This is a genomic window from Paenibacillus sp. BGI2013 (genome assembly GCF_002843485.1).
GTDB lineage: Bacteria > Bacillota > Bacilli > Paenibacillales > Paenibacillaceae > Paenibacillus > Paenibacillus amylolyticus.
The window spans coordinates 25,809-45,042 of the sequence record NZ_PJFA01000012.1; the positions used below are offsets into that span (position 1 = coordinate 25,809).

The 19,234-nt window shown below is 46.5% G+C and carries 15 protein-coding genes; 12 read left to right on the forward strand and 3 right to left on the reverse strand.

Going from position 1 to position 19,234, the window contains the following annotated elements:
• The first annotated feature begins 108 nt into the window (after positions 1-108).
• From CXK86_RS24255 to CXK86_RS24265, 3 genes are all read left to right on the forward strand, one after another.
• The gene (locus tag CXK86_RS24255; protein WP_101314738.1) at positions 109-1,191 is read left to right on the forward strand and encodes a hemolysin family protein; all 1,083 of its coding nucleotides are present in this window, start codon (positions 109-111) and stop codon (positions 1,189-1,191) included.
• Between the two features lie 261 nt (positions 1,192-1,452).
• A complete protein-coding gene (locus CXK86_RS24260) occupies positions 1,453-2,403 on the forward strand; it encodes a ring-cleaving dioxygenase (protein ID WP_373888077.1) in 951 nt (316 codons plus the stop codon).
• A 14-nt stretch (positions 2,404-2,417) separates the two neighbouring features.
• Entirely contained in the window at positions 2,418-3,023 is a 606-nt protein-coding gene (locus CXK86_RS24265; protein ID WP_076253856.1) for an alpha/beta hydrolase, read from the forward strand.
• Between the two features lie 112 nt (positions 3,024-3,135).
• Here the strand turns inward: CXK86_RS24265 and CXK86_RS24270 are convergent, their stop codons facing one another.
• Entirely contained in the window at positions 3,136-3,819 is a 684-nt protein-coding gene (locus tag CXK86_RS24270; protein WP_101314739.1) for a stalk domain-containing protein, read from the reverse strand.
• A 246-nt stretch (positions 3,820-4,065) separates the two neighbouring features.
• On the opposite strand from CXK86_RS24270, the gene CXK86_RS24275 reads away from it, so the two are divergent.
• The 4 genes from CXK86_RS24275 to CXK86_RS24290 all read left to right on the forward strand — a co-directional run bounded on the left by CXK86_RS24275 (position 4,066) and on the right by CXK86_RS24290 (position 9,800).
• Positions 4,066-6,357: a beta-glucosidase family protein gene (locus CXK86_RS24275; RefSeq protein WP_101314740.1), complete on the forward strand. Its 2,292-nt coding sequence runs from the start codon at positions 4,066-4,068 to the stop codon at positions 6,355-6,357.
• Positions 6,358-6,722: 365 nt separating this feature from the next.
• Positions 6,723-7,613, forward strand: coding sequence for an alpha/beta fold hydrolase (locus tag CXK86_RS24280; protein ID WP_076253855.1), 891 nt, complete (start codon positions 6,723-6,725; stop codon positions 7,611-7,613).
• A gap of 292 nt (positions 7,614-7,905) precedes the next feature.
• Positions 7,906-9,198: a threonine ammonia-lyase IlvA gene (gene ilvA / locus CXK86_RS24285; RefSeq protein ID WP_076253828.1), complete on the forward strand. Its 1,293-nt coding sequence runs from the start codon at positions 7,906-7,908 to the stop codon at positions 9,196-9,198.
• Complete coding sequence (locus CXK86_RS24290; RefSeq protein WP_243391227.1) at positions 9,198-9,800, forward strand: GNAT family N-acetyltransferase; 603 nt, start codon at positions 9,198-9,200, stop codon at positions 9,798-9,800. Before ilvA ends, CXK86_RS24290 begins: the two co-directional genes overlap by 1 nt.
• A gap of 150 nt (positions 9,801-9,950) precedes the next feature.
• Here CXK86_RS24290 and CXK86_RS24295 read toward each other — a convergent pair whose 3' ends face one another.
• Positions 9,951-10,919 (reverse strand): hypothetical protein, encoded by a 969-nt coding sequence (locus tag CXK86_RS24295; protein WP_083685014.1) that lies wholly within the window; start codon positions 10,917-10,919, stop codon positions 9,951-9,953.
• 316 nt (positions 10,920-11,235) lie between these two features.
• Between CXK86_RS24295 and CXK86_RS24300 the strand changes: the two genes are divergently transcribed.
• Together CXK86_RS24300 and CXK86_RS24305 are read left to right on the forward strand one after the other, a co-directional pair.
• Positions 11,236-14,379 carry a copper amine oxidase N-terminal domain-containing protein gene (locus CXK86_RS24300; RefSeq protein WP_179087947.1) on the forward strand — a complete coding sequence of 1,048 codons (3,144 nt, stop codon included), beginning with the start codon at positions 11,236-11,238 and terminating at the stop codon, positions 14,377-14,379.
• Positions 14,380-14,679: 300 nt separating this feature from the next.
• Positions 14,680-15,585, forward strand: coding sequence for an AraC family transcriptional regulator (locus CXK86_RS24305; protein ID WP_076253826.1), 906 nt, complete (start codon positions 14,680-14,682; stop codon positions 15,583-15,585).
• A gap of 103 nt (positions 15,586-15,688) precedes the next feature.
• Here the strand turns inward: CXK86_RS24305 and CXK86_RS24310 are convergent, their stop codons facing one another.
• Entirely contained in the window at positions 15,689-16,501 is an 813-nt protein-coding gene (locus tag CXK86_RS24310) for a DUF1129 family protein (RefSeq protein WP_083685008.1), read from the reverse strand.
• 412 nt (positions 16,502-16,913) lie between these two features.
• On the opposite strand from CXK86_RS24310, the gene CXK86_RS24315 reads away from it, so the two are divergent.
• The 3 genes from CXK86_RS24315 to CXK86_RS24325 all read left to right on the forward strand — a co-directional run bounded on the left by CXK86_RS24315 (position 16,914) and on the right by CXK86_RS24325 (position 19,120).
• Complete coding sequence (locus CXK86_RS24315) at positions 16,914-17,147, forward strand: hypothetical protein (RefSeq protein ID WP_047840502.1); 234 nt, start codon at positions 16,914-16,916, stop codon at positions 17,145-17,147.
• Positions 17,148-17,400: 253 nt separating this feature from the next.
• Positions 17,401-18,231, forward strand: a complete 831-nt coding sequence (locus CXK86_RS24320; protein WP_101314741.1) for an alpha/beta hydrolase — start codon at positions 17,401-17,403, stop codon at positions 18,229-18,231.
• Between the two features lie 103 nt (positions 18,232-18,334).
• Positions 18,335-19,120 (forward strand): DODA-type extradiol aromatic ring-opening family dioxygenase, encoded by a 786-nt coding sequence (locus tag CXK86_RS24325; RefSeq protein WP_100526323.1) that lies wholly within the window; start codon positions 18,335-18,337, stop codon positions 19,118-19,120.
• The last annotated feature ends 114 nt before the right edge of the window (positions 19,121-19,234 follow it).

Here is a 19,234-nt window from a genome sequence, read left to right on the forward strand (position 1 = left end):
AAATCTGGTGATAACAGCGGTCGGAAGGTTATTTTGTCATCGGAGTGGTCTGTGCAACCTTAATATAAATTTTATTTGGAGGTGAATCCCTCAACCCGAGGGAAATCATTGGACGGAATAATAGCCTTGAATTTATTTTTAGTAGCCGTATTTATAGGTCTGACAGCCTTTTTCGTTGGAGCCGAATTTGCAATTCTTAAAGTACGGATGTCCCGAATCGATCAATTGATCTCGGAAGGCAACAAAAAGGCAGTACTGGCCAAAAAAGTGGCGCACAACCTGGATTATTATCTGTCGGCATGTCAATTGGGGATTACCATCACGGCGCTGGTATTGGGAGCCTTGGGTGAACCTACCGTTGAGAAAATGCTGCATCCGCTGTTTGAGCGCATGGAAGTGCCGGCGGCGTTGTCTACCGTGCTTTCCTATGGTATTGCTCTGGCGATCATTACGTTCCTGCACGTGGTTATTGGTGAATTGGCACCGAAAACACTGGCGATTCAGTTTGCAGAGAGAATGACGCTGTTGCTGGCACCACCACTGTACTGGTTCGGTAAACTCATGAATCCATTCATCTACGCGCTGAATGGAGCTGCTCGTCTGTTGCTTGGCATATTTGGTGTAAAACCTGCCGGGCATGATACCGTTCACTCCGAAGAAGAGCTGAAGCTGATTATGGCACAGAGCTACGAGAGTGGCGAGATCAACCAGACGGAGCTGGACTATCTCAAAAACATTTTTGCTTTTGATGAGCGTCTGCTTCAGGAGATTATGATTCCAAGAGATAAAATTGTTACTCTGAATAAGGAAATGCCGATTGATCAGATCATTGAAACGCTAAATCGACATGAATACACGCGATACCCTGTTATTGCAAATGGGGATCAGGCTCATTTTGTTGGCTTTATTAATACAAAAGAAATGCTGACGAGTGTAGCTGCGGGCAGAGATTTCAATATGGAGACATTTGTTCACAATACGCCGAGTTTCTCCGAGCGTTCTCCAATCAAAGATGTACTGATCCAGATGCAGCAAAGCCGTGTACACATTGCAACCGTGAAAAACGAGGCAGGTGCTACGGTAGGTATGGTTACGATGGAGGATATCCTTGAAGAGATTGTCGGAGATATCAAGGATGAATACGAGCATAAAGATTTGGTGAATCCACCAAAAAGAATGAAACTGGTTTAAGAAGCAGTAATACAAAAGTAATACAGGAATAAGAAGCAACCTAATCAATCGTTATCGTTATAACGCTAAGCAGGTTCCCGGAGTGTATCGGGGCCTGCTTTTTGTATTAAATCTTAATTTTAAAATAAAAGCTTGCATATTGAGGTCCAATGGATTAATATAAATTTAAAGAATCTTAATTTAAAGATAAATAACGAAAAGCAATAAATAAAAGAAGCAAAAACAACCTATGATACAACTAAAACCAAGGGAGTGGAGATTATGTTCAGAACTTCAGGAATTCATCATATTACAGCTTTTGTTGACGATGCGCAGAAAAACGTTGATTTTTATGCAGCTGTGTTGGCGCTCAGACTGGTGAAAAAAACAATAAACTTTGATGCACCGGACGTGTATCACTTGTATTACGGGAATGAGCAGGGTGCACCGGGCACAATCATTACCTTTTTCCCACAGCAGAATTCAAGAAGAGGTGTCATTGGGTCAGGTCAGACTGGAGTTACCGTATATGCGGTTCCTGAAGGAAGCCTGCCTTTCTGGAAAGAACGTCTTGCTTCCTTCGATATTCCATATGAAAATAAAACCAGATTTGGTGAGCAGTACATTCGTTTCTTCGACAAAGGCGGTCTGTTGCTTGAACTGGTTGAGCGTGAAGGCGGTCAGCCAAGCAACTGGAGTTTCAACGGTGTGACACCGGAGCATGCCATCAAAGGATTTGGCGGAGCCGTATTGTTCAGCCACGTTCCTGAGAAAACCATGGACGTCTTGGTGAGCAAACTGGGTCTGGAGCAAGTCGGTGAAGAGAACGGACTTCTTCGTCTTCAGGCAAGCGGCGATATTGGTCAGATCATCGATATTCAGTCCACAGGTATCCAACGCGGGATTGGTGGAGCCGGAACGGTTCACCATATTGCATGGCGTGCCAAAGATTACGTGGAACATGAACAAATTCAGCAGGATCTTGAACAATCCGGATATCATCCAACGCCAGTCATTGACCGTCAATACTTCAACGCTGTGTATTTCCGGGAGCCGGGTGGTATACTGTTCGAACTGGCTACGGATCCTCCGGGATTTGCACGGGATGAACCAGCAGAGAGCATGGGTGAGAAACTGATGTTGCCTGAATGGTATGAACCACAGCGTGAGCAGATTGAACAATTGTTGCCACGAATTGAAGTACGTGAATGGAAAGGAGAGTCCAAATCATGACCACAACCAATACAATGAAACATATCTATAAAGCAGGTGCTCAGCCGGATGCGCCAACAATCCTGTTGCTTCATGGCACAGGCGGAACCGAGAATGATCTGATCGGTCTGGCGGAGATGATCGCACCAGGAGCTGGCATACTTGGGGTGCGGGGTAATGTATCGGAGAACGGGATGCCCCGTTTCTTCCGCCGCCTGGCCGAAGGCATTTTTGATGAAGAAGATCTGATTGCTCGTACGGCAGAGCTGGGATCTTTTGTCGATGCAGCTGCGGTGGAATACGGTTTTGATCGGTCCAGCGTGTATGCACTGGGGTACTCTAACGGTGCCAACATTGCGGCAAGCTTGATCTTCCATCAAGCAGATGTATTCAAAGGTGCAATTCTGCATCACCCGATGGTACCGCTGCGCGGACTCGAACTGCCGGATCTGAAAGGTCTGCCTGTGTTCATTGGTGCGGGCGAGAACGATCCGATTGTACCCAAACGTGAAACGGAGGAACTTGCTTCGTTGCTGAGCGGTGCAGGTGCCGATGTAAACACGCATTGGGAGCGTCAGGGTCATCAGTTGACTCGTACTGAGGCAGAAGCTGCGGCAGCTTGGTTTAAGACTCAGGCGTAAATTGGGTGGATAGACATCCTCTATTCAAATGATAAATTATTTTAATGTCTCTATAAGAAAAAAACGTTACTCATTTGAGTAACGTTTTTTTTCTAGATTTGAAATTTTATTTCTAATTTAGATTACCAGTAACAAAAATAGAACTTTCAGAACCGGTTATGTTGAGAGTTTCAGCTTCGACAGTCAGCTTTTTAGCTGCTCCAATGTCGAATGAAGCAGTTTGAATTTTATCAGATGTACCAATAATAATCTCTTTAAGCAACACATCTCCATCTAAAATTCTAACACTAATATCTGTCTTTACATCAACTGGGAATACAGAAACTTCAAGTTTTTGATATTTTCCTTCGGTAGAAATATTGAAGCCTTTATCAGCACTATTAATTTCCTTTATAACAACTCCAGAGAGATAATCTTTCCCTTGTTGAACAGTGAATTGTTTATCCTTCGTAACATAGGAACTATATTCAGTTACAATTTTCTCAGATGTTATAGGTGTCCTATCTAGTTTCTCACCAAGCATAAGAGTTTGGCTACTGCCGTTATAATCTACCGCTACTCCAAGTGCTTCGCCTACTGAACGAACAGGTAGGTATGTCGTGCTGTTATATGTAATTGCAGCTAATTTCTTACCATTTTGATCTACTGGGCTCCATGCTTTACCTGAAATGTTGTAATTGATTCCCCAATTCAGATTGGCCGTGATTTTCTCCAAGATTGGTGCAGCTCCGGCGCCGATAGCCATACCTCCAAGAAGTGTAAAGCTAGATAACGCAATAATAAACTTTTTCTTCACAATTTCTTCCTCCTAAAGTAAATATATGATTTCATTGTAATTATATTACTTTAGACATGGTATGACAATGATTTTAATAGTCTTAAAGTATTAGTCGTCTGAGTTATCAGTAATATAGACCTATAATCGGAATGACTGGTGTTATGTAACCGTTACTAATCGGGTAAACATTTGAATGTGTGGTAGATAACCTTGTATGCTTAGTGATATAGCTATGTATCAACATCATGAACTGGAGGGGTTAATGTGGAACGTAACATCAAGGAACTGGTACAGCGGATGACACTGGAAGAAAAAGCGGGCATGTGCTCGGGACTGGACTTTTGGCATCTGAAAGGGGTGGAGCGTCTTGGCATTCCATCCATCATGGTGACGGACGGACCTCACGGACTACGCAAGCAGGATGGGAGTGCGGATCATCTTGGACTAACGTCGAGTGTGCCTGCAACCTGTTTCCCGTCTGCGGCAGGATTGGCTAGTTCATGGGACAAGGAGCTGGCGCGTCAGGTCGGGGTGGCTTTGGGAGAGGAATGTCAGGCCGAGGATGTAGCGGTATTACTTGGACCGGGTGTAAATATTAAACGTTCCCCATTGGGTGGACGTAATTTTGAATACTTTTCCGAAGATCCGTTGTTATCTACGCAGATGGCTACCGGTCATATTCAGGGTGTGCAGAGCCAGGGTGTGGGTACGTCTCTCAAACACTTTGCAGTTAATAATCAGGAAGAACGGCGCATGTCGATTGATGCGGTGGTGGATGAACGGACACTGCATGAAATCTATCTGGCGAGCTTCGAAGGTGCGGTGAAGGATGGACAGCCGTGGACGGTGATGTGTTCTTACAATAAGGTGAACGGTACGTATGCAGGTGAGAATGAATGGTTGCTTACGGATATCCTGAAAGACGAATGGGGACACGAAGGTCTTGTAGTATCAGACTGGGGTGCGGTCAATGAACGTGCAGACGCCCTTGCAGCAGGACTGGAACTGGAGATGCCAACAAGCGGTGGAATCGGTGAGCGTAAAGTGATCGATGCCGTAGAGAGCGGACAATTGCCGCTGGACAAGCTGGATCGGGCGGTGGAACGTCTACTCAAGCTGATCTTTAATGCTGTTGATCAAAAGCAAGATGGGGCTACATATAACAAGGAAGAGCATCACCAACTTGCGCGTAAGGTGGCAGCCGAGAGTATGGTTTTGCTGAAAAATGAAGTGAGTATCCTGCCGCTTGGGCGTGAAGGCGAAGTGGCATTAATCGGGGCATTTGCGGGTAAACCTCGCTTCCAGGGCGGCGGCAGTTCCCACATTAATCCGACCAAAGTGGATGATATTGTGGAAGAGATGACGCAGGTAGCTGGCGAAGGTGTAACCTTCTCGTATGCTCCGGGTTATCGGATTGAAGCGGATGATGTGGATGAAACGTTAATGCATGAGGCTGTTCGGGCCGCACAGTCAGCGGATACCGCCGTGGTGTTCGTTGGATTGCCGGATCGTTATGAATCCGAAGGGTATGATCGTGCCCATCTGCGTCTACCTGACAATCATATTCGGTTAATCGAAGAGATTGCTAAGGTTCAATCACGTGTCGTCGTTGTACTGAGCAACGGATCTCCAGTGGAGATGCCTTGGCTACCTCAAGTACAAGCCGTGCTCGAAGCTTATCTTGGTGGACAGGCCGTTGGTGGAGCGATAGCTGATCTGTTGTATGGAGAGGTAAATCCATCCGGTAAACTGGCGGAGACGTTCCCTGCCAAGCTCAGCCACAATCCATCTTATTTGAATTTCCCTGGTGAAGGGGATCGTGTCGATTACCGGGAGGGTATCTTTGTTGGTTATCGCTATTATGATAAAAAAGAGCTGGAGCCACTGTTCCCGTTTGGCTATGGACTGAGTTACACGACATTTGAATATGCTGATCTGAAGGTAGATCGCACAGAACTGACGGATCAGGATGAAGTGAATGTGCATGTTCGGGTTACCAATACCGGAGACCGAGCAGGCAAGGAAATTGTGCAGCTGTATGTCAGCGACGTAGAGAGCACGGTTATTCGTCCGGTCAAAGAACTGAAAGCTTTTGCCAAAGTGACTCTGGAACCTGGAGAATCCGAAGTGGTGAGCTTTGCACTAAACAAACGTTCATTCGCCTATTACAACGTGGATATGAAGGACTGGCATGTGGAGACCGGAGAGTTCGAGATTCAGGTAGGCAGTTCCTCACGGGACATTCATGTGCACACACGTGTGAACGTAGAGTCTACAGCGACATTCCTTCCAACCTATACGCGTAATAGTACATTGGGTGATATCCAGCGTGATCCGGCCCATAAACAGCTACTGGACCAGGCTTTGCAACAATTCCAGGAAGCCAGTGGGTTCGGCGGTGATGATGCCGGGGATCATGCAGATATGATGGATGCGATGATGAAATATATGCCGCTGCGAGCACTAGTTGCGTTTAGCGGTGGGGCCATGACGGAAGAAGCGATGAATGAACTTCTGGAGCAGCTGAACAACAAGGATCATGGTATTAGGGGATAAGGGGCTGTGCTCTTAAACCGAGTATTCGTCCATCCTTGGATTAAGCGATTACGATTATGCGATACGTGCAGGAACTGCGCACGAAGCCATAAGAATGTGCATGAGGGCCAGCCGCATAGTGGCTAGGACAGTTACCCGATCCGATCATGGATCGGGTTTTCTTTTTGCATAAGGAAAAAGGAGGGTTAACGGGACGGTGGGAGGGAGGATGACTCTAGCAACGTGACAGAGGTGACAGGACTGCTCTAACTTGCTGAAGCAACATGGTTGTCGTAAAGGATGGATTAATCTATAATGAAGTAATTGATAATCATTTTCAATTAGATTCGGTGATAGATGATTATGCACGTAATCAGGAGGGGAATATGAATCCTAACCCTAGCTTACATACATTCGGTTCAAGTGCGTTTGTTCAGACCCGCGATGGTCGCAAACTACATTATATGTCCAGGGGAACAGGAGAACTGACGGTTGTATTTGAGTCCGGTATGGGCGCCTCCAGATCAAACTGGGGACTGGTTGCACCAGCCATTGCTGAGCATGCACGTGCAGTTGTGTATGACAGGGCAGGGGCGGGACGAAGTGATGTCGACTCGGCTCCCCGCAGCCTTGAACGCATTGCAGGGGATCTTGGAGAACTGCTGACAGCTCTGGGCCCGGGCCCATTCATTCTGGTTGGACATAGCTGGGGCGGTCCGATTGTACGGGCTGCGGCAGCTGCACATCTATCTCGATTACGTGGCATTATTCTGGTAGATCCATCAGACGAGCATTGCGAAATGTATTTTTCCAAGCTTACTAGAAAGAGCTTTGCCATCAATGGACTCATTATTCCAATCATGGCGCGGACTGGCTTATATAAGATACTTGGCAGCAAAGCTGGAAGTGTTCAGCCTGACGATGTGGCAGCGGATCACCTCAAGGAGGATTTCACTGTACGGGCAGCCAGCACGATGCTTGCAGAAGGCAAAACATTTCTGGATGACATGGCAGGGCTCCTGGAACATCCTCCGGCTCTGGGTAATATGGAAGTTAGCGTGATCTCGGGTACGAACCCGGGCAAGGGAGAGGGGAAAATCAGACCTGCCCTCATCACGGCGCATCGCCAGACGGTGAGCCAGCTATCCAATGCGAGATGGATTGGGGCCGATCAATCGGGACATATGGTTATGTATACAGACCCTCAGGTCATTATTGATGAGATTTTACGAATGATAAATGATGAGAGCTCAGGCGCAAGAACAGAACAAAAGTGATACAATACAAAGAAAAGCAGTGCGCGACATTGCTAGATAAGTTGAATTAATGATTTACACGATAACGGAGAGGACAGAAAGAACCTGAAAAAGCGAAGCGTTCGCCTAAAAGCTTTCTGAAAGAAAGCTGCATCGGAAGCATACGCTATCACCGGATTTTTCCCTTGAGAAAAGGGAATCGAAAAAATCTGGGGATAACAGCGATTGGAGGGTTATTCTGTCATTGTAGTGTCAGTGTAAATAAACTTTAGTTCAACTTATATAGACCATAAAAGCGGAGTGTGGAGACAACATGAAACCAGTTGAACAAGAACCAACGGGAACCACAAGTCCCGGTCGTGCCAGTGTTGGCATGGAAGATATCGTACGCGCACATCATGTGTTGCGTGAGGTCATTGTAAGAACGCCGTTACAGCGGGATGCTGTATTGTCGGCCAAATATAACTGTAATGTGTATCTGAAAAGGGAAGACCTTCAAGTGGTGCGTTCGTTCAAAATTCGGGGCGCCTATAATATGATTCGCAGTCTGACACCAGCCGAGATGGAGAAGGGTATTGTCTGTGCAAGTGCGGGCAACCATGCTCAGGGTGTTGCTTTTAGCTGTAATGCCCTTGGAATTAACGGCAAAATCTTCATGCCGAGTACAACGCCGAACCAGAAGGTGAAGCAGGTGCGTCGCTTTGGTGGAAACAACGTTGAAGTGGTGCTGATCGGGGATACGTATGACGATGCATACGCAGAAGCAATGCGTGCATGTGACGAACAGGGCATGACGTTCATCCATCCTTTTGATCAACCGAAGATTATTGCAGGTAATGGTACGGTAGCGATGGAAATCATGGAAAGTCTCGATGAGAATGCCGACTATGTATTCGTGACGATTGGTGGCGGAGGGCTGGCAGCCGGCGTGGGAACCTACATGAAGACCGTGAGTCCAGAGACACGCATCATTGGAGTTGAGCCACTTGGGGCAGCTTCCATGAGTGAGGCGATGTTCCGCAAACAGGTTGTGACGTTGGATGATATTGATAAATTCGTGGATGGCGCAGCGGTGAAACGTGTTGGCGATCTCACCTTTGATATCTGCAATAGTATACTTGATGACATTGTGAAAGTGTCGGAAGGCAAAGCCTGCACAACTATTCTGGAACTATATAATGAAAATGCGATCGTTGTCGAGCCTGCCGGTTCCTTGGCTGTTGCGGCGCTTGAGCAATATCGTGAGCAAATCGTGGGCAAGACGGTGGTCTGTGTTATTAGTGGCGGGAACAACGATATCGACCGGATGCAGGAGATCAAGGAACGTTCCCTGATCTATGAAGGTCTGAAGTATTATTTCATGGTGAATTTCCCGCAGCGTGCAGGAGCTTTACGTGAATTCCTGGAGGAAGTTCTAGGGAAAAATGATGATATCACCCGGTTTGAATATACGAAAAAGCATGATAAGGAAAATGGCCCTGCCTTGGTGGGCATCGAGCTGATGTACAAGGAAGATTACCACCCGCTAATTGAACGCATGAACCGCAAAGGTATCGCCTATACCGAACTGAACAAAAATCTAAATCTGTTCAACATGTTAATCTGATGAAACATTTCAGTATGCCGTCAGATCACCACGAAACATCTCCTCTGATCAGACCTGCACGCATAGAAGATGCTGATCAGGTTGTTCCTTTGCTGTATCAGGCGATAGGAGACATTGCATACGCGCTTGCGGGTGAGGCGGATCATGAGAAGGCGATGCAGATTTTGCAGGAGTTCTATGTACAGGAAAACAACCGGATTAGCTATCGTCATGTGACAGTGATGGAGCAGGATGGGCTGATCGCGGGGATTCTGGTGGCCTATGATGGCGGAGAAGCAGATCGTCTGGACCAGCTGATTCTGGATCGACCTGGACGAAGCCGGGATGAGAAGTATGCATTGGTCAAAGAGACCCGTCCGGGGGAGTATTATCTGGATACTCTCTCGGTAAGTGAAGCATATCAGGGGCAGGGTATCGGCCGGGCACTGATGGCTGCTTTTGAGCAGCAGGGCAGAGATCTGGGTCACTCGCAGGTATCCCTGATTGTAGAACGGGACAACGGCCGTGCGCTAATGCTGTACGAACGGCAGGGATATGTCAAAGACGATGTAATTGTCATCGCAGGACATGAGTATAATCATATGGTCAAACCGATTCAATAGTGCAGTGAGCTGACGGGTTGAGTCAGTTCTGATGATAGAAGCATGAAGAAAACCGCCACAGGAGCGAATCCTGTGGCGGTTTTTGTTGTGGTTATCTGTTGGGATTTAGCCTGAATTTGAACCGGGTGTTAACCGTGGGAGCAGATTAATTCAATAATTCGCGTAGTCGCTGACCGGCACATTCTGCTCTAGCCATTTCTCGACAGCAGCGGTTTTCTCGAATTTGGCTTCGGTTACGATGTCCATGAACTTTTCGAGTTTGGCCAGGAAGGCACTGTCTTCGGATGAGTTACGTTGTAAGACAGCTTTGTAACCTTTCTGGGCATTGGCTGTCATTTTGTTCGTTTCATAGTCAAATAAAGGCGTATTATTCAGGCCATAAAAGGTATACAAGGTATAGTTATTCATCAGGTTCTTCACCTGTTGTACCCGATTGGACTTCGGATATTCGTTCAGGAATCGTTCCTGATTCAAAGCGCGATTGAGAATCTCCTGATAGCCAATGACCAGTGCACCATCATCGGCGGCAAGGTTGCTGGTTTCAACTGCCATAATATTAATGTATTGTTTGATGTCTGGTTTCACGTACGAGATATATTTCTGAAAAGCCATATAATTCATGATCGGATAGAGGGAACCTTCCAGCATAACCAGGCGATAACCGCTATCCCGTGCCTGCTGGAGCAGCGCACGCAGACTGGTGTCGTTGGTGCGGCTCATCAGTTGGGTGAAGCTATCATTCCACTTGTAGGCTTTGATCATCTTGTCTTGAACATTAGGCACCAGTAGACGGTCCGTCATGGCTGTTAACGCCTTGTTGCGGGCATTCTCCAGTTGTAAGACCATCAGAGTTGCATGATAAGTGGTGACTTGATTGATATGAGATTCGAGATAAGTATCCGCGGCAGGCAAGCCGTTCTTTTTGTAGAGCATGGACTGAAATGTTTTATATATCGTTGTTGAACCGGCAGTTGTGACTTTGGTATCTGTACTGGAAGAAGCGGCAGCAGGGACTCCGGATAATGGAGCGACAGCCATTTGGAGCAGCATGAGGATGGCGGTGGCTGTAATGAAGGTGCGCATGCCTTTACGTTTGGCAGATTGGAACGATGATGTCATAGATATGAACCTCCCGTAGTTGAGAAAATGATAGGTGTTGTTCACTAGTCACTATACATTAACCCAATTGGTGCAGGATGTGGTTGCGGAATGGTGACAAATTCTTCTGTTATTTTTAACTTTTGGAGGGTGGAAGATAGAGGAAGATTTCTGAGAAAATAATTTTTGTACAACTGGAAACTTTTGAGCCGATCGGAACGTCTTAGTTGTGCATAGGTAAATACAGGAATTCATGAAAAGAACAGCGAATCTATTTCGATGTTAACTAAATGCGAGAATGGGGATATGGGATATGAGGAAAGCGGGAGGAAAACAAGTGAAGAAGGTAATGTCAGCGCTGGCTGTATCAGCCATGCTGATGTCCGCACTTCCAACGTCGGTTATGGATGCAGCCGCGAGGATCAGTATATATATTAATGATGCAGAGTTATCATCTGCTCAGGCACCTGTCATGAAAGGTGGACGCGTACTGGTTCCGCTGCGGTCGATTTTTGAAGGATTGGATGCGAAGGTACAGTACACGAACAGAACCAAAACGATTGTTGCAACGCGCGACGATCAGGAAGTTACTTTGACACTTGGTTCCAAAACGGCATACATCAACGGGGAAGCGATATCGCTGGATGTACCTGCGAACACGATTAAGGGCAACACGATGGTTCCAATTCGTTTTGTCAGTGAAGCTTTTGGAGAAAAAGTATTCTGGAACTCACGCAATCAGCGTGTAGATATCAAGACAACAGCAACACCTCCAGTAGATGAGACTCAATATGCTGCATGGAACATCTATGGTTCGGTATCCGGAAGTAACGGAGATGGTCGTGACTTGACCGTGAGCTTCACACGTCCAACTTCAGAGAAGGCGGTATCTGCTTACCGGATTATGCTGGTGAAAACTCGCGATGTGAATAGCTTTACGGAGTCCTCAGCAACTGCCGTACCTTCTGCGAACTATACATCTGTTACACCAAATGGCAGCAACCCGAAACTGACACTTAATGCACAGACGCGTGACGTAAACGGGGATCTGCTTAACAGCAATGAAACGTATCGCCTGTATGTACTGACTGTTGGTAACAGCAGCAATAATTATAAAAATGCATTGAACTGGTCTTCCCAAGCCTTGAAGCTCAATAATGTGAAATCCACGGTACAGGCAGTTACAAGTCTGCGTGCCGCAGATATTAGTGACTATGGCGATGGCCGCGATCTGGAGATTAACTTCACGCAGCCGAGCACGACATCGAACATTACGTATTATCGCGCTTTTGTTGTTAAAGCGAAGGACTCTTCTGCGTTCAATCTGGCTGCAGCGAACAAAGTGTCCAGTGCAAACTCGACGATCATATACAAAGGAAACAGTACCGCAGTGAAAAGCCAGCTGACTTCTTCGACACGGGATACGTCCGGCGAATTAATCAAAAGCGGCACAGCGTATGTGGTCTACATCTTGTCGGTAAGCACTAATACAACAACAGACAGCAAGCTGTCCGCAGCATCATCTTCACTTACGCTGTCCGTGAACACAGCAACATCTCCGGTAATTACGCAGGTGAGAGATAACTCGGATTATGGAGATGGTCGTGATATTCAGGTGAGCTTTAATCGTTCATCGGATGAGTCCAAGGTGGCGAATTATCGCGTCTTTGTGGTACGCAACTCGGTTGCCAGCAACTTCAATCTGACGACGGCAAGTAATCTGTCCTCCAGTCTGTACTATACGGTGAATAAAACAGGCAACAACATTACAACGACTTTGCCTTCATCCATGAAGGACACAAGTGGTTATAACGTAACGAATCTGCAAGATTATCGCATCTTTGTGATGGCGGTGGGCAACCAGCAAAATGGATACACCAATGCGCTGTCAGCTTCCTCCACAGCTCTGAGACTGACAACGACCGGTAACGCGGGAGTTATTAGCAACCTGTCTGTTGCGGATATTAGTGACTACGGTGATGGGCGTGATCTGCGGGTTTCTTTCAACAAAGCTGCGGATGAATCCAGAATCTCTGCCTACCGAGTATATGTAGTTCGTTCCGCTAATGTGGGCAGCTTCACACTAAGCGCAGCTAATGCGTCAAACAACTATACGCAGGTGAACAAAACGGGTGGTAACCTGTCCGTTACGCTTCCAAACTATGCGGTAGATACCAATGGTTATACCATTAGCAATAATGTTGCTTATCGGGTATTCGTTCTGTCGGTGAACAACAACGGAAACTCCAGTCAAAATGCTTTGTCTGGTTACTCTTCCCAGATTACATTGTCGGCAAACGCGGCTGTAACAGCTCCGAGCAATGTGGTTGCAACTGATATTGGGGATACTGGAGATGGACGTGATCTGCGTGTGACGTTCACTAAATCCGCAGATGAGACAAATGTGAATCATTATCGGGTGTTTGTAGTGAAAAATGCAAATGCAGGCAGCTTCAATCTGAACGTAGCCAATACAGTGAATAGCTCGAATTATACGTATGTAAGTAGAACTGGAAGCAACCAGACGATTACTTTGTCTAATGGTTCGAGATCAGTGGATGGTGACTTGATCCGTAATGATGTAGGCTATCGAGTGTACGTGATGGCTGTTAATAATAACACGTCTTTAGTGAATGCAATATCGTCAGCCTCTGGTATAGTGACACTGACTTCAAATTCCGCTGTAGCAGTGGCGAGTAATGTGAATGCAACCGTTAAAGATCAAGGACAGTCTGGAACGCCTTCGGATGTAACAATAACCTTCAATAAGGCAACTAACGAGACCAATATCTCCAATTATCGTATCCTGATTGTGCCTGCTAACCAAGTGAGTGGATTCAATACAAGTTCTGCTCTTGGAATTAATTCTTTTATTGAAATTAACAAAAACAATGCAGGCAGTCCGGTAGTGCTAAACGGTGGACATCGAGATATTAATGGTAGTGTCCTTGTAGCTGGACAGAAATACAGAGTGTTTGTCTTGTCCGTTTCGGACAGTACATCACGTGCTTCCAATCTGTCCCTTGCTTCCAATGAGTTTAATATCTTTACACAAGCAAATGTGGTTCAAACTGCTACTATTACAGGCCTTCAAAATACAAGTACTGTAACCGAAGCGAGTTATAAGCTTACCTTTACTAAACCAACTGCTGAAACGGGGATTTCTGCATACCGAATCTTTATTGTTAAAGGAACAGATAATTTGGATATTACTACAGCAAGCTCTAACACTAGCTACCCAATTGGAAATCCTGCAGCGGTTGAAGTTACTTTAACGAAATCAGCTATAGATTCAACTGGAGCCAATCTGGTGGAAGGAGGCGAGTATAAGGTGTATATTCTTTCAGTTGCTGCAAATACAACAACGAATAAACATACACTTTCAGGCCCATCGGATACATTCAAGCTTGAAAAAGCTCAGCCTACGCCTACACAGGAGCAGACGTCTATTACCAATCCACCAGCCTCAAGTGAGGGGTAAACACCTCCACAGGGCTGAATGTAAAAATTTACACTGAAACAAACTCGAACACCCTTTCCATCCGGAAAGGGTGTTTTCATTATGTATGAACGACAATCGTCTGGCGTGAATTTCAGACTCGCTTTTTGAAAATCTTGTTGTCAAAAAGGTTCCTAAGACCATTGTTACATCGGGAACAAATAATGGATAATAAAGGGAAGTTGGCCATATAGATTGAACTAAATATTTACATGAAACGGACAGTGTAAATATCTTTAGTTCACCTTATGTAGGAGCCTATGAGCCGAAAGGAATGATGGAATGCTTGCGTTTCGTTTGATGGGCCTGCCGGATTCCCGGTTGCCACTGTACCTGTATTGTGTGGGCACGCAGGAAGAAAAAGTTCTGCATAGACCGGATGGATTTCCGGTGTATCAGTTGTTTTTGTCACGCGGTGGTGAAGGGCAGTTCAAGATAACGGGAAAAGGGACATGGATGATAGGAGCAGGGCAGTTATTCATCGTGGAACCCGAGGTTGCGCATGAGTATGTGCCTCATTCCAAATCCAAAGGGGAACTGGGTTATATCGGTATTGGCGGTGCATCGGCTGGATCGGTATTACAATCCACGGGTTTGCTTCAGAACGAGCCTTGCCATATCCCCGGTTTTGAAATCATCTGGTCACGCATGACCAATCTCTGGCACGCGTTGGATCAAGGAGCAACGGAGATGTGGGACACATCAACCCTGATCTACCAGCTCATTTTGGATTTAGCACAATCGAAAATACCATCTGATGTCGGCATAGGAGGTATTGGAACATCCAGGGCACAGGATGGCACTGTAAAACACTCTAATCGGGAGCCCGATCCGAGCAAGGATGCACTCATCCGAGCAGTAGCATTGATGCATACGCACTATCAGGATGACCTGTTATTGAAGCACATCGCTGACGCAGTGGGTTATTCGGTGCAGCATCTCAACCGACTATTTCACCAGCATTATGGCGTGACAGGACATCAATATATGCAACGATTACGTTTGCAGAAGGCTTCGGACTGGATGGACAAGCATCCACGAGCAAGTGTACGAGAGGCGGCAGAGACCGTAGGGATGGAAGTGAACTATTTTATCCGGATGTTCAAGCGGGAGTTTGGAGAGACACCGGGCAAAGAAATCAAACATCGGAACCAGCTCCAAATGGAAAAAGACCTCACGAATTCGTGAGCGTTCCCGTGCCCATGTCACGTGTACCTAATATCAGAAGGGTTTAAATTCGTCAGAACATGAAAAAGGGACCCTCAAGGCCCCTTAATCGCTTATATACGTGTTATGCAGTTTTCTTTTGTCCAAATAAAGGCCTTACCGTTGCAAGTCCCACAACTCCGATCACTGCACTCACCCATGGAGCCAGTGCAAATACCGGAAGTTTATCACGCAGTGGATACCCTACAAAGAGCACAAGGACCACGATGACGATGTAAATGATGATTCCCTTAAGGTTAACCTTAGGTACGGTGTTCTTGTCCGCTCCTTCATCGTCTGGTCGCTCAGCAAGACGGCGAAGCATCTCCACCAATGCAATACCGCCAACTGCCGCAACGATCAGAGAGAACAGACTGATGTGTTGGAACGGCTCCGTATCTCCGCCAGTCCAACCCACGAACAATCCCACACATCCTTGAATCAACATGACAAAAGACAAAGCCGCCCAAGCGATCATGACATACCACTTTGGTGTCCGTTTCACAGGCTCTGGATTCTCAGTTGGCTGTGGTTCTACAGCGTTGGCATTCTTTTTCGATGAAGCTGTTGAACTAGTATCACGGGTTGGGCTGGATTTACCCATCTCAACGACAGCCGTCTTCTCCGGTGCTGTATTTGTAATCCCGAGCTGTGTATGGATGTCTTGTTCCAGATCAGGTCCGTATAACTCGCGAGCGGGTTTGTTATCCCGCTGAGCCTGTACGATTGCTTTTCCTGCGGAGAGTATCCACTCTTCCTGTGTTCTCTCGTCCGCTGGCGCATGACGCGCAATTGTGCTGATCTCGTCATACAATTTCACATGTTCAGGTGTCATTCGACTCATCTCAGTTATTTGCCGATTCTGTATTTCTTTAAGCTTCTTATAGGAAATCCCCAATGATTGCTCCCCCTGTCTACACACGTTCTGATCTTCCAATGGACTGAAGACCCTGACGGTATTTTAGTATACGGGAAGGGCTCTCGTTTCGCAAAGTCATTCCTTATAAAAAAGCTGCTCATGGTGGACCCATATCCATACACAGGCCAGTATAACACAGGTGCATAACAGTACCAGTTTACCGTGATGTTGAATCCATTCCAGTAGATGTTCCATGAATTCATTCCTTTCGGCAGAAGGATTCCGAGGCATATGCTGCCTATGTTTGTTCGTTTATTTTCCCCCGTTCATGTGAAAAAATACCCTCACGCCTCACAGATCTAACGATTGTGTGAAGTATGCATAAAGAGCAGCCGATTCCATCACAATAGTAGCATTTCCAACAGAAATCCAAGATTGGAGTGTGCTTGTTATGGATAAACAAACAGAATTGACGCGGAAGCTGCTACTGAACAGCAACTCCCGTGGAGTCGTGGACGAGGTTGTATCCTTTGAAGAGAACCTGGAGGATACGGAGTATGCAGAAGAACTGACAGATGGCAATTTGAAGGGAAGAAGTTTCTGGGACAATAGTGATTCGGGTCATGAGCATGAGTGGAATGGACGGGTGGAGACCCACGAGATGTTCCGTAGAAGCTACGAATAACGATCCTGTAACACTTGATTTGAATTCCAAATGATATCCGGGCCAGCTGTCATCAGCGTGGCTCATTTTTTTGTGCTTATTATCCGATAAAATGTAGATTGGTAGTCGACGTAGAAAGGTTTTTACTTACGTTGACTTGAAGGTTACGGGATGATAATATATGAATAACATCTTAATACACACTAAACTTATCGGATTATATATATTTAATAAATAAAGCTCAACAGGCTAAGCGTGGAAAGGGGAAATCGGTATGGAACGTCAGATCAGTATCCGTCATGGACAGGAAGAATTAACAGCCACGATTCATTATCCGGTTGTGAAAGATATCAAGGAGGAGAAGAGTCAGCAGCGAGTCCCTCTGGCGGTCATCTGCCACGGCTTCGTTGGTAGCCGGATCGGCGTGGATCGTTTGTTTGTAAAGACTGCACGGGAGCTGGCTGAAGACGGTTATCTGGTCCTGCGTTTCGATTATATCGGTTGCGGAGAGAGCAGTGGGGAGTACGGAGCGGAGGGACTGGAGTCCATGGTGCTGCAGACCCGTTCGGTGCTGGACTACGCGGTGAATTGCAGTGATGTAGATCCTACGCGTGTTACGCTGATTGGTCATAGTCTGGGTGGTGCCGTTGCATTACTAACTGCTGTACGTGACAAACGTGTCAAAAACCTGGTTATGTGGTCCTCCGTGGGTTATCCATTCAATGATATCGTGAAGATTACGGGACGGGAAGTATATGATGAAGGCGTGAAACTGGGTGCGGCTGATTATCTCGGATACAAATTCACACCGGCGTTCTTCGAGTCTCTTGCTGAACAACAGCCATTCCAGGAAGCAGTTAAGTTTAGCGGAGATGTACTCGTCGTACATGGCACGTCAGATGAGATTATTCCTGTAGACTACGCATTCCTGTATCAAAAGGTATTCTGGATGCGCCAAGAGGGCCGCTGTGACAAGGAGATCATCTTCCAGGGCGATCACACCTTCTCTTCAGGTAAAGAGCGGGAACAGCTAATTACGTGTACCAGAGAGTGGCTTGGGGAACGTCAGAAGATCGAGCAGGATTGGCAGCACTGGATGATATAAGTGGCAGGATTACAACTGTTTGGGGATGTCAGCTTGGAAAAGCGCCTTCTTAAGGGTAAAATAGAGGAGTAAGCATTCTATCCGTGTCTGGAGGTTGGCAGCAATGACATTACCCGCACTTTTCATTGCGCATGGTTCTCCCGCTCTGGCGGTGGAGAGCAATGACTACACTCACTTCTTGAACCAGCTTGGAGACAGGCTGCCGGCTCCGAAAGCCATTGTCGTATTTACGGCGCATTGGGATTGTCCTAAGCCGTCCGTGACGATGGATGATACACATCAGACCTTGCATGATTTTTACGGATTTCCTTCTACGATGTATACGATGGAATACCCTGCATCTGGGCAGCCAGATTTAGCGAACGAGATATGTGCTTTGTTCACCCGCAGCAATCTGGCACATCAGCCGATTCGAGGCCGAGGGCTGGATCATGGCGTATGGGTACCGTTGCTCCATATGTATCCCGAGGCTAACATACCTGTGATTGCTGTATCTGTAGACTCGCTGCGTACGCCGCAGGAACAGTATGATATTGGCCGAATGCTGGAACAGCTACGTCATGATGATGTGTTAATCATTGGCAGCGGTGGAACGGTTCACAATTTGCGATTGCTGGGCAATACGGATGAACCGCAAGAGTGGGCGGTTGAATTTGATAACTGGATTGGGGAGCGCTTGCAGCAGTGGAACACAAGAGAACTGTTTCAATATGAGAAAAAAGCCCCTCATGCACGTACGGCGGTTCCGTCGTATGGTACAGAACACATTGCACCTTTGTTCTACGCCATGGGTACAGCGGATATGTCCCGATCAGCGAAGCGTCTATTCCAGTCTTACCCTTATGGAACGCTCAGTTTAAACTGCTGGCAGTTTGGAGACGGCGTGTAACTTGGAACAGACAACAGCCTGATTATGGTGCTTGATGCCAGTTTCGTACGGATAACGTGTATTAATGCATACAATTACAATATATAAACAAAAGAAGGTTACTGTACACCCTTG

What these genes read in the sequence shown, in the direction of transcription:
- CXK86_RS24320 (WP_101314741.1), top strand. Translation starts at nt 17,401, where the DNA reads ATGGAACGTCAGATCAGTATCCGTCATGGACAGGAAGAATTAACAGCC.
- CXK86_RS24265 (WP_076253856.1), top strand. Translation starts at nt 2,418, where the DNA reads ATGAAACATATCTATAAAGCAGGTGCTCAGCCGGATGCGCCAACAATC.
- CXK86_RS24260 (WP_373888077.1), top strand. Translation starts at nt 1,453, where the DNA reads ATGTTCAGAACTTCAGGAATTCATCATATTACAGCTTTTGTTGACGAT.
- CXK86_RS24295 (WP_083685014.1), bottom strand. Translation starts at nt 10,919, where the DNA reads ATGACATCATCGTTCCAATCTGCCAAACGTAAAGGCATGCGCACCTTC.
- CXK86_RS24280 (WP_076253855.1), top strand. Translation starts at nt 6,723, where the DNA reads ATGAATCCTAACCCTAGCTTACATACATTCGGTTCAAGTGCGTTTGTT.
- CXK86_RS24305 (WP_076253826.1), top strand. Translation starts at nt 14,680, where the DNA reads ATGCTTGCGTTTCGTTTGATGGGCCTGCCGGATTCCCGGTTGCCACTG.
- CXK86_RS24315 (WP_047840502.1), top strand. Translation starts at nt 16,914, where the DNA reads ATGGATAAACAAACAGAATTGACGCGGAAGCTGCTACTGAACAGCAAC.
- CXK86_RS24290 (WP_243391227.1), top strand. Translation starts at nt 9,198, where the DNA reads ATGAAACATTTCAGTATGCCGTCAGATCACCACGAAACATCTCCTCTG.
- CXK86_RS24325 (WP_100526323.1), top strand. Translation starts at nt 18,335, where the DNA reads ATGACATTACCCGCACTTTTCATTGCGCATGGTTCTCCCGCTCTGGCG.
- ilvA (WP_076253828.1), top strand. Translation starts at nt 7,906, where the DNA reads ATGAAACCAGTTGAACAAGAACCAACGGGAACCACAAGTCCCGGTCGT.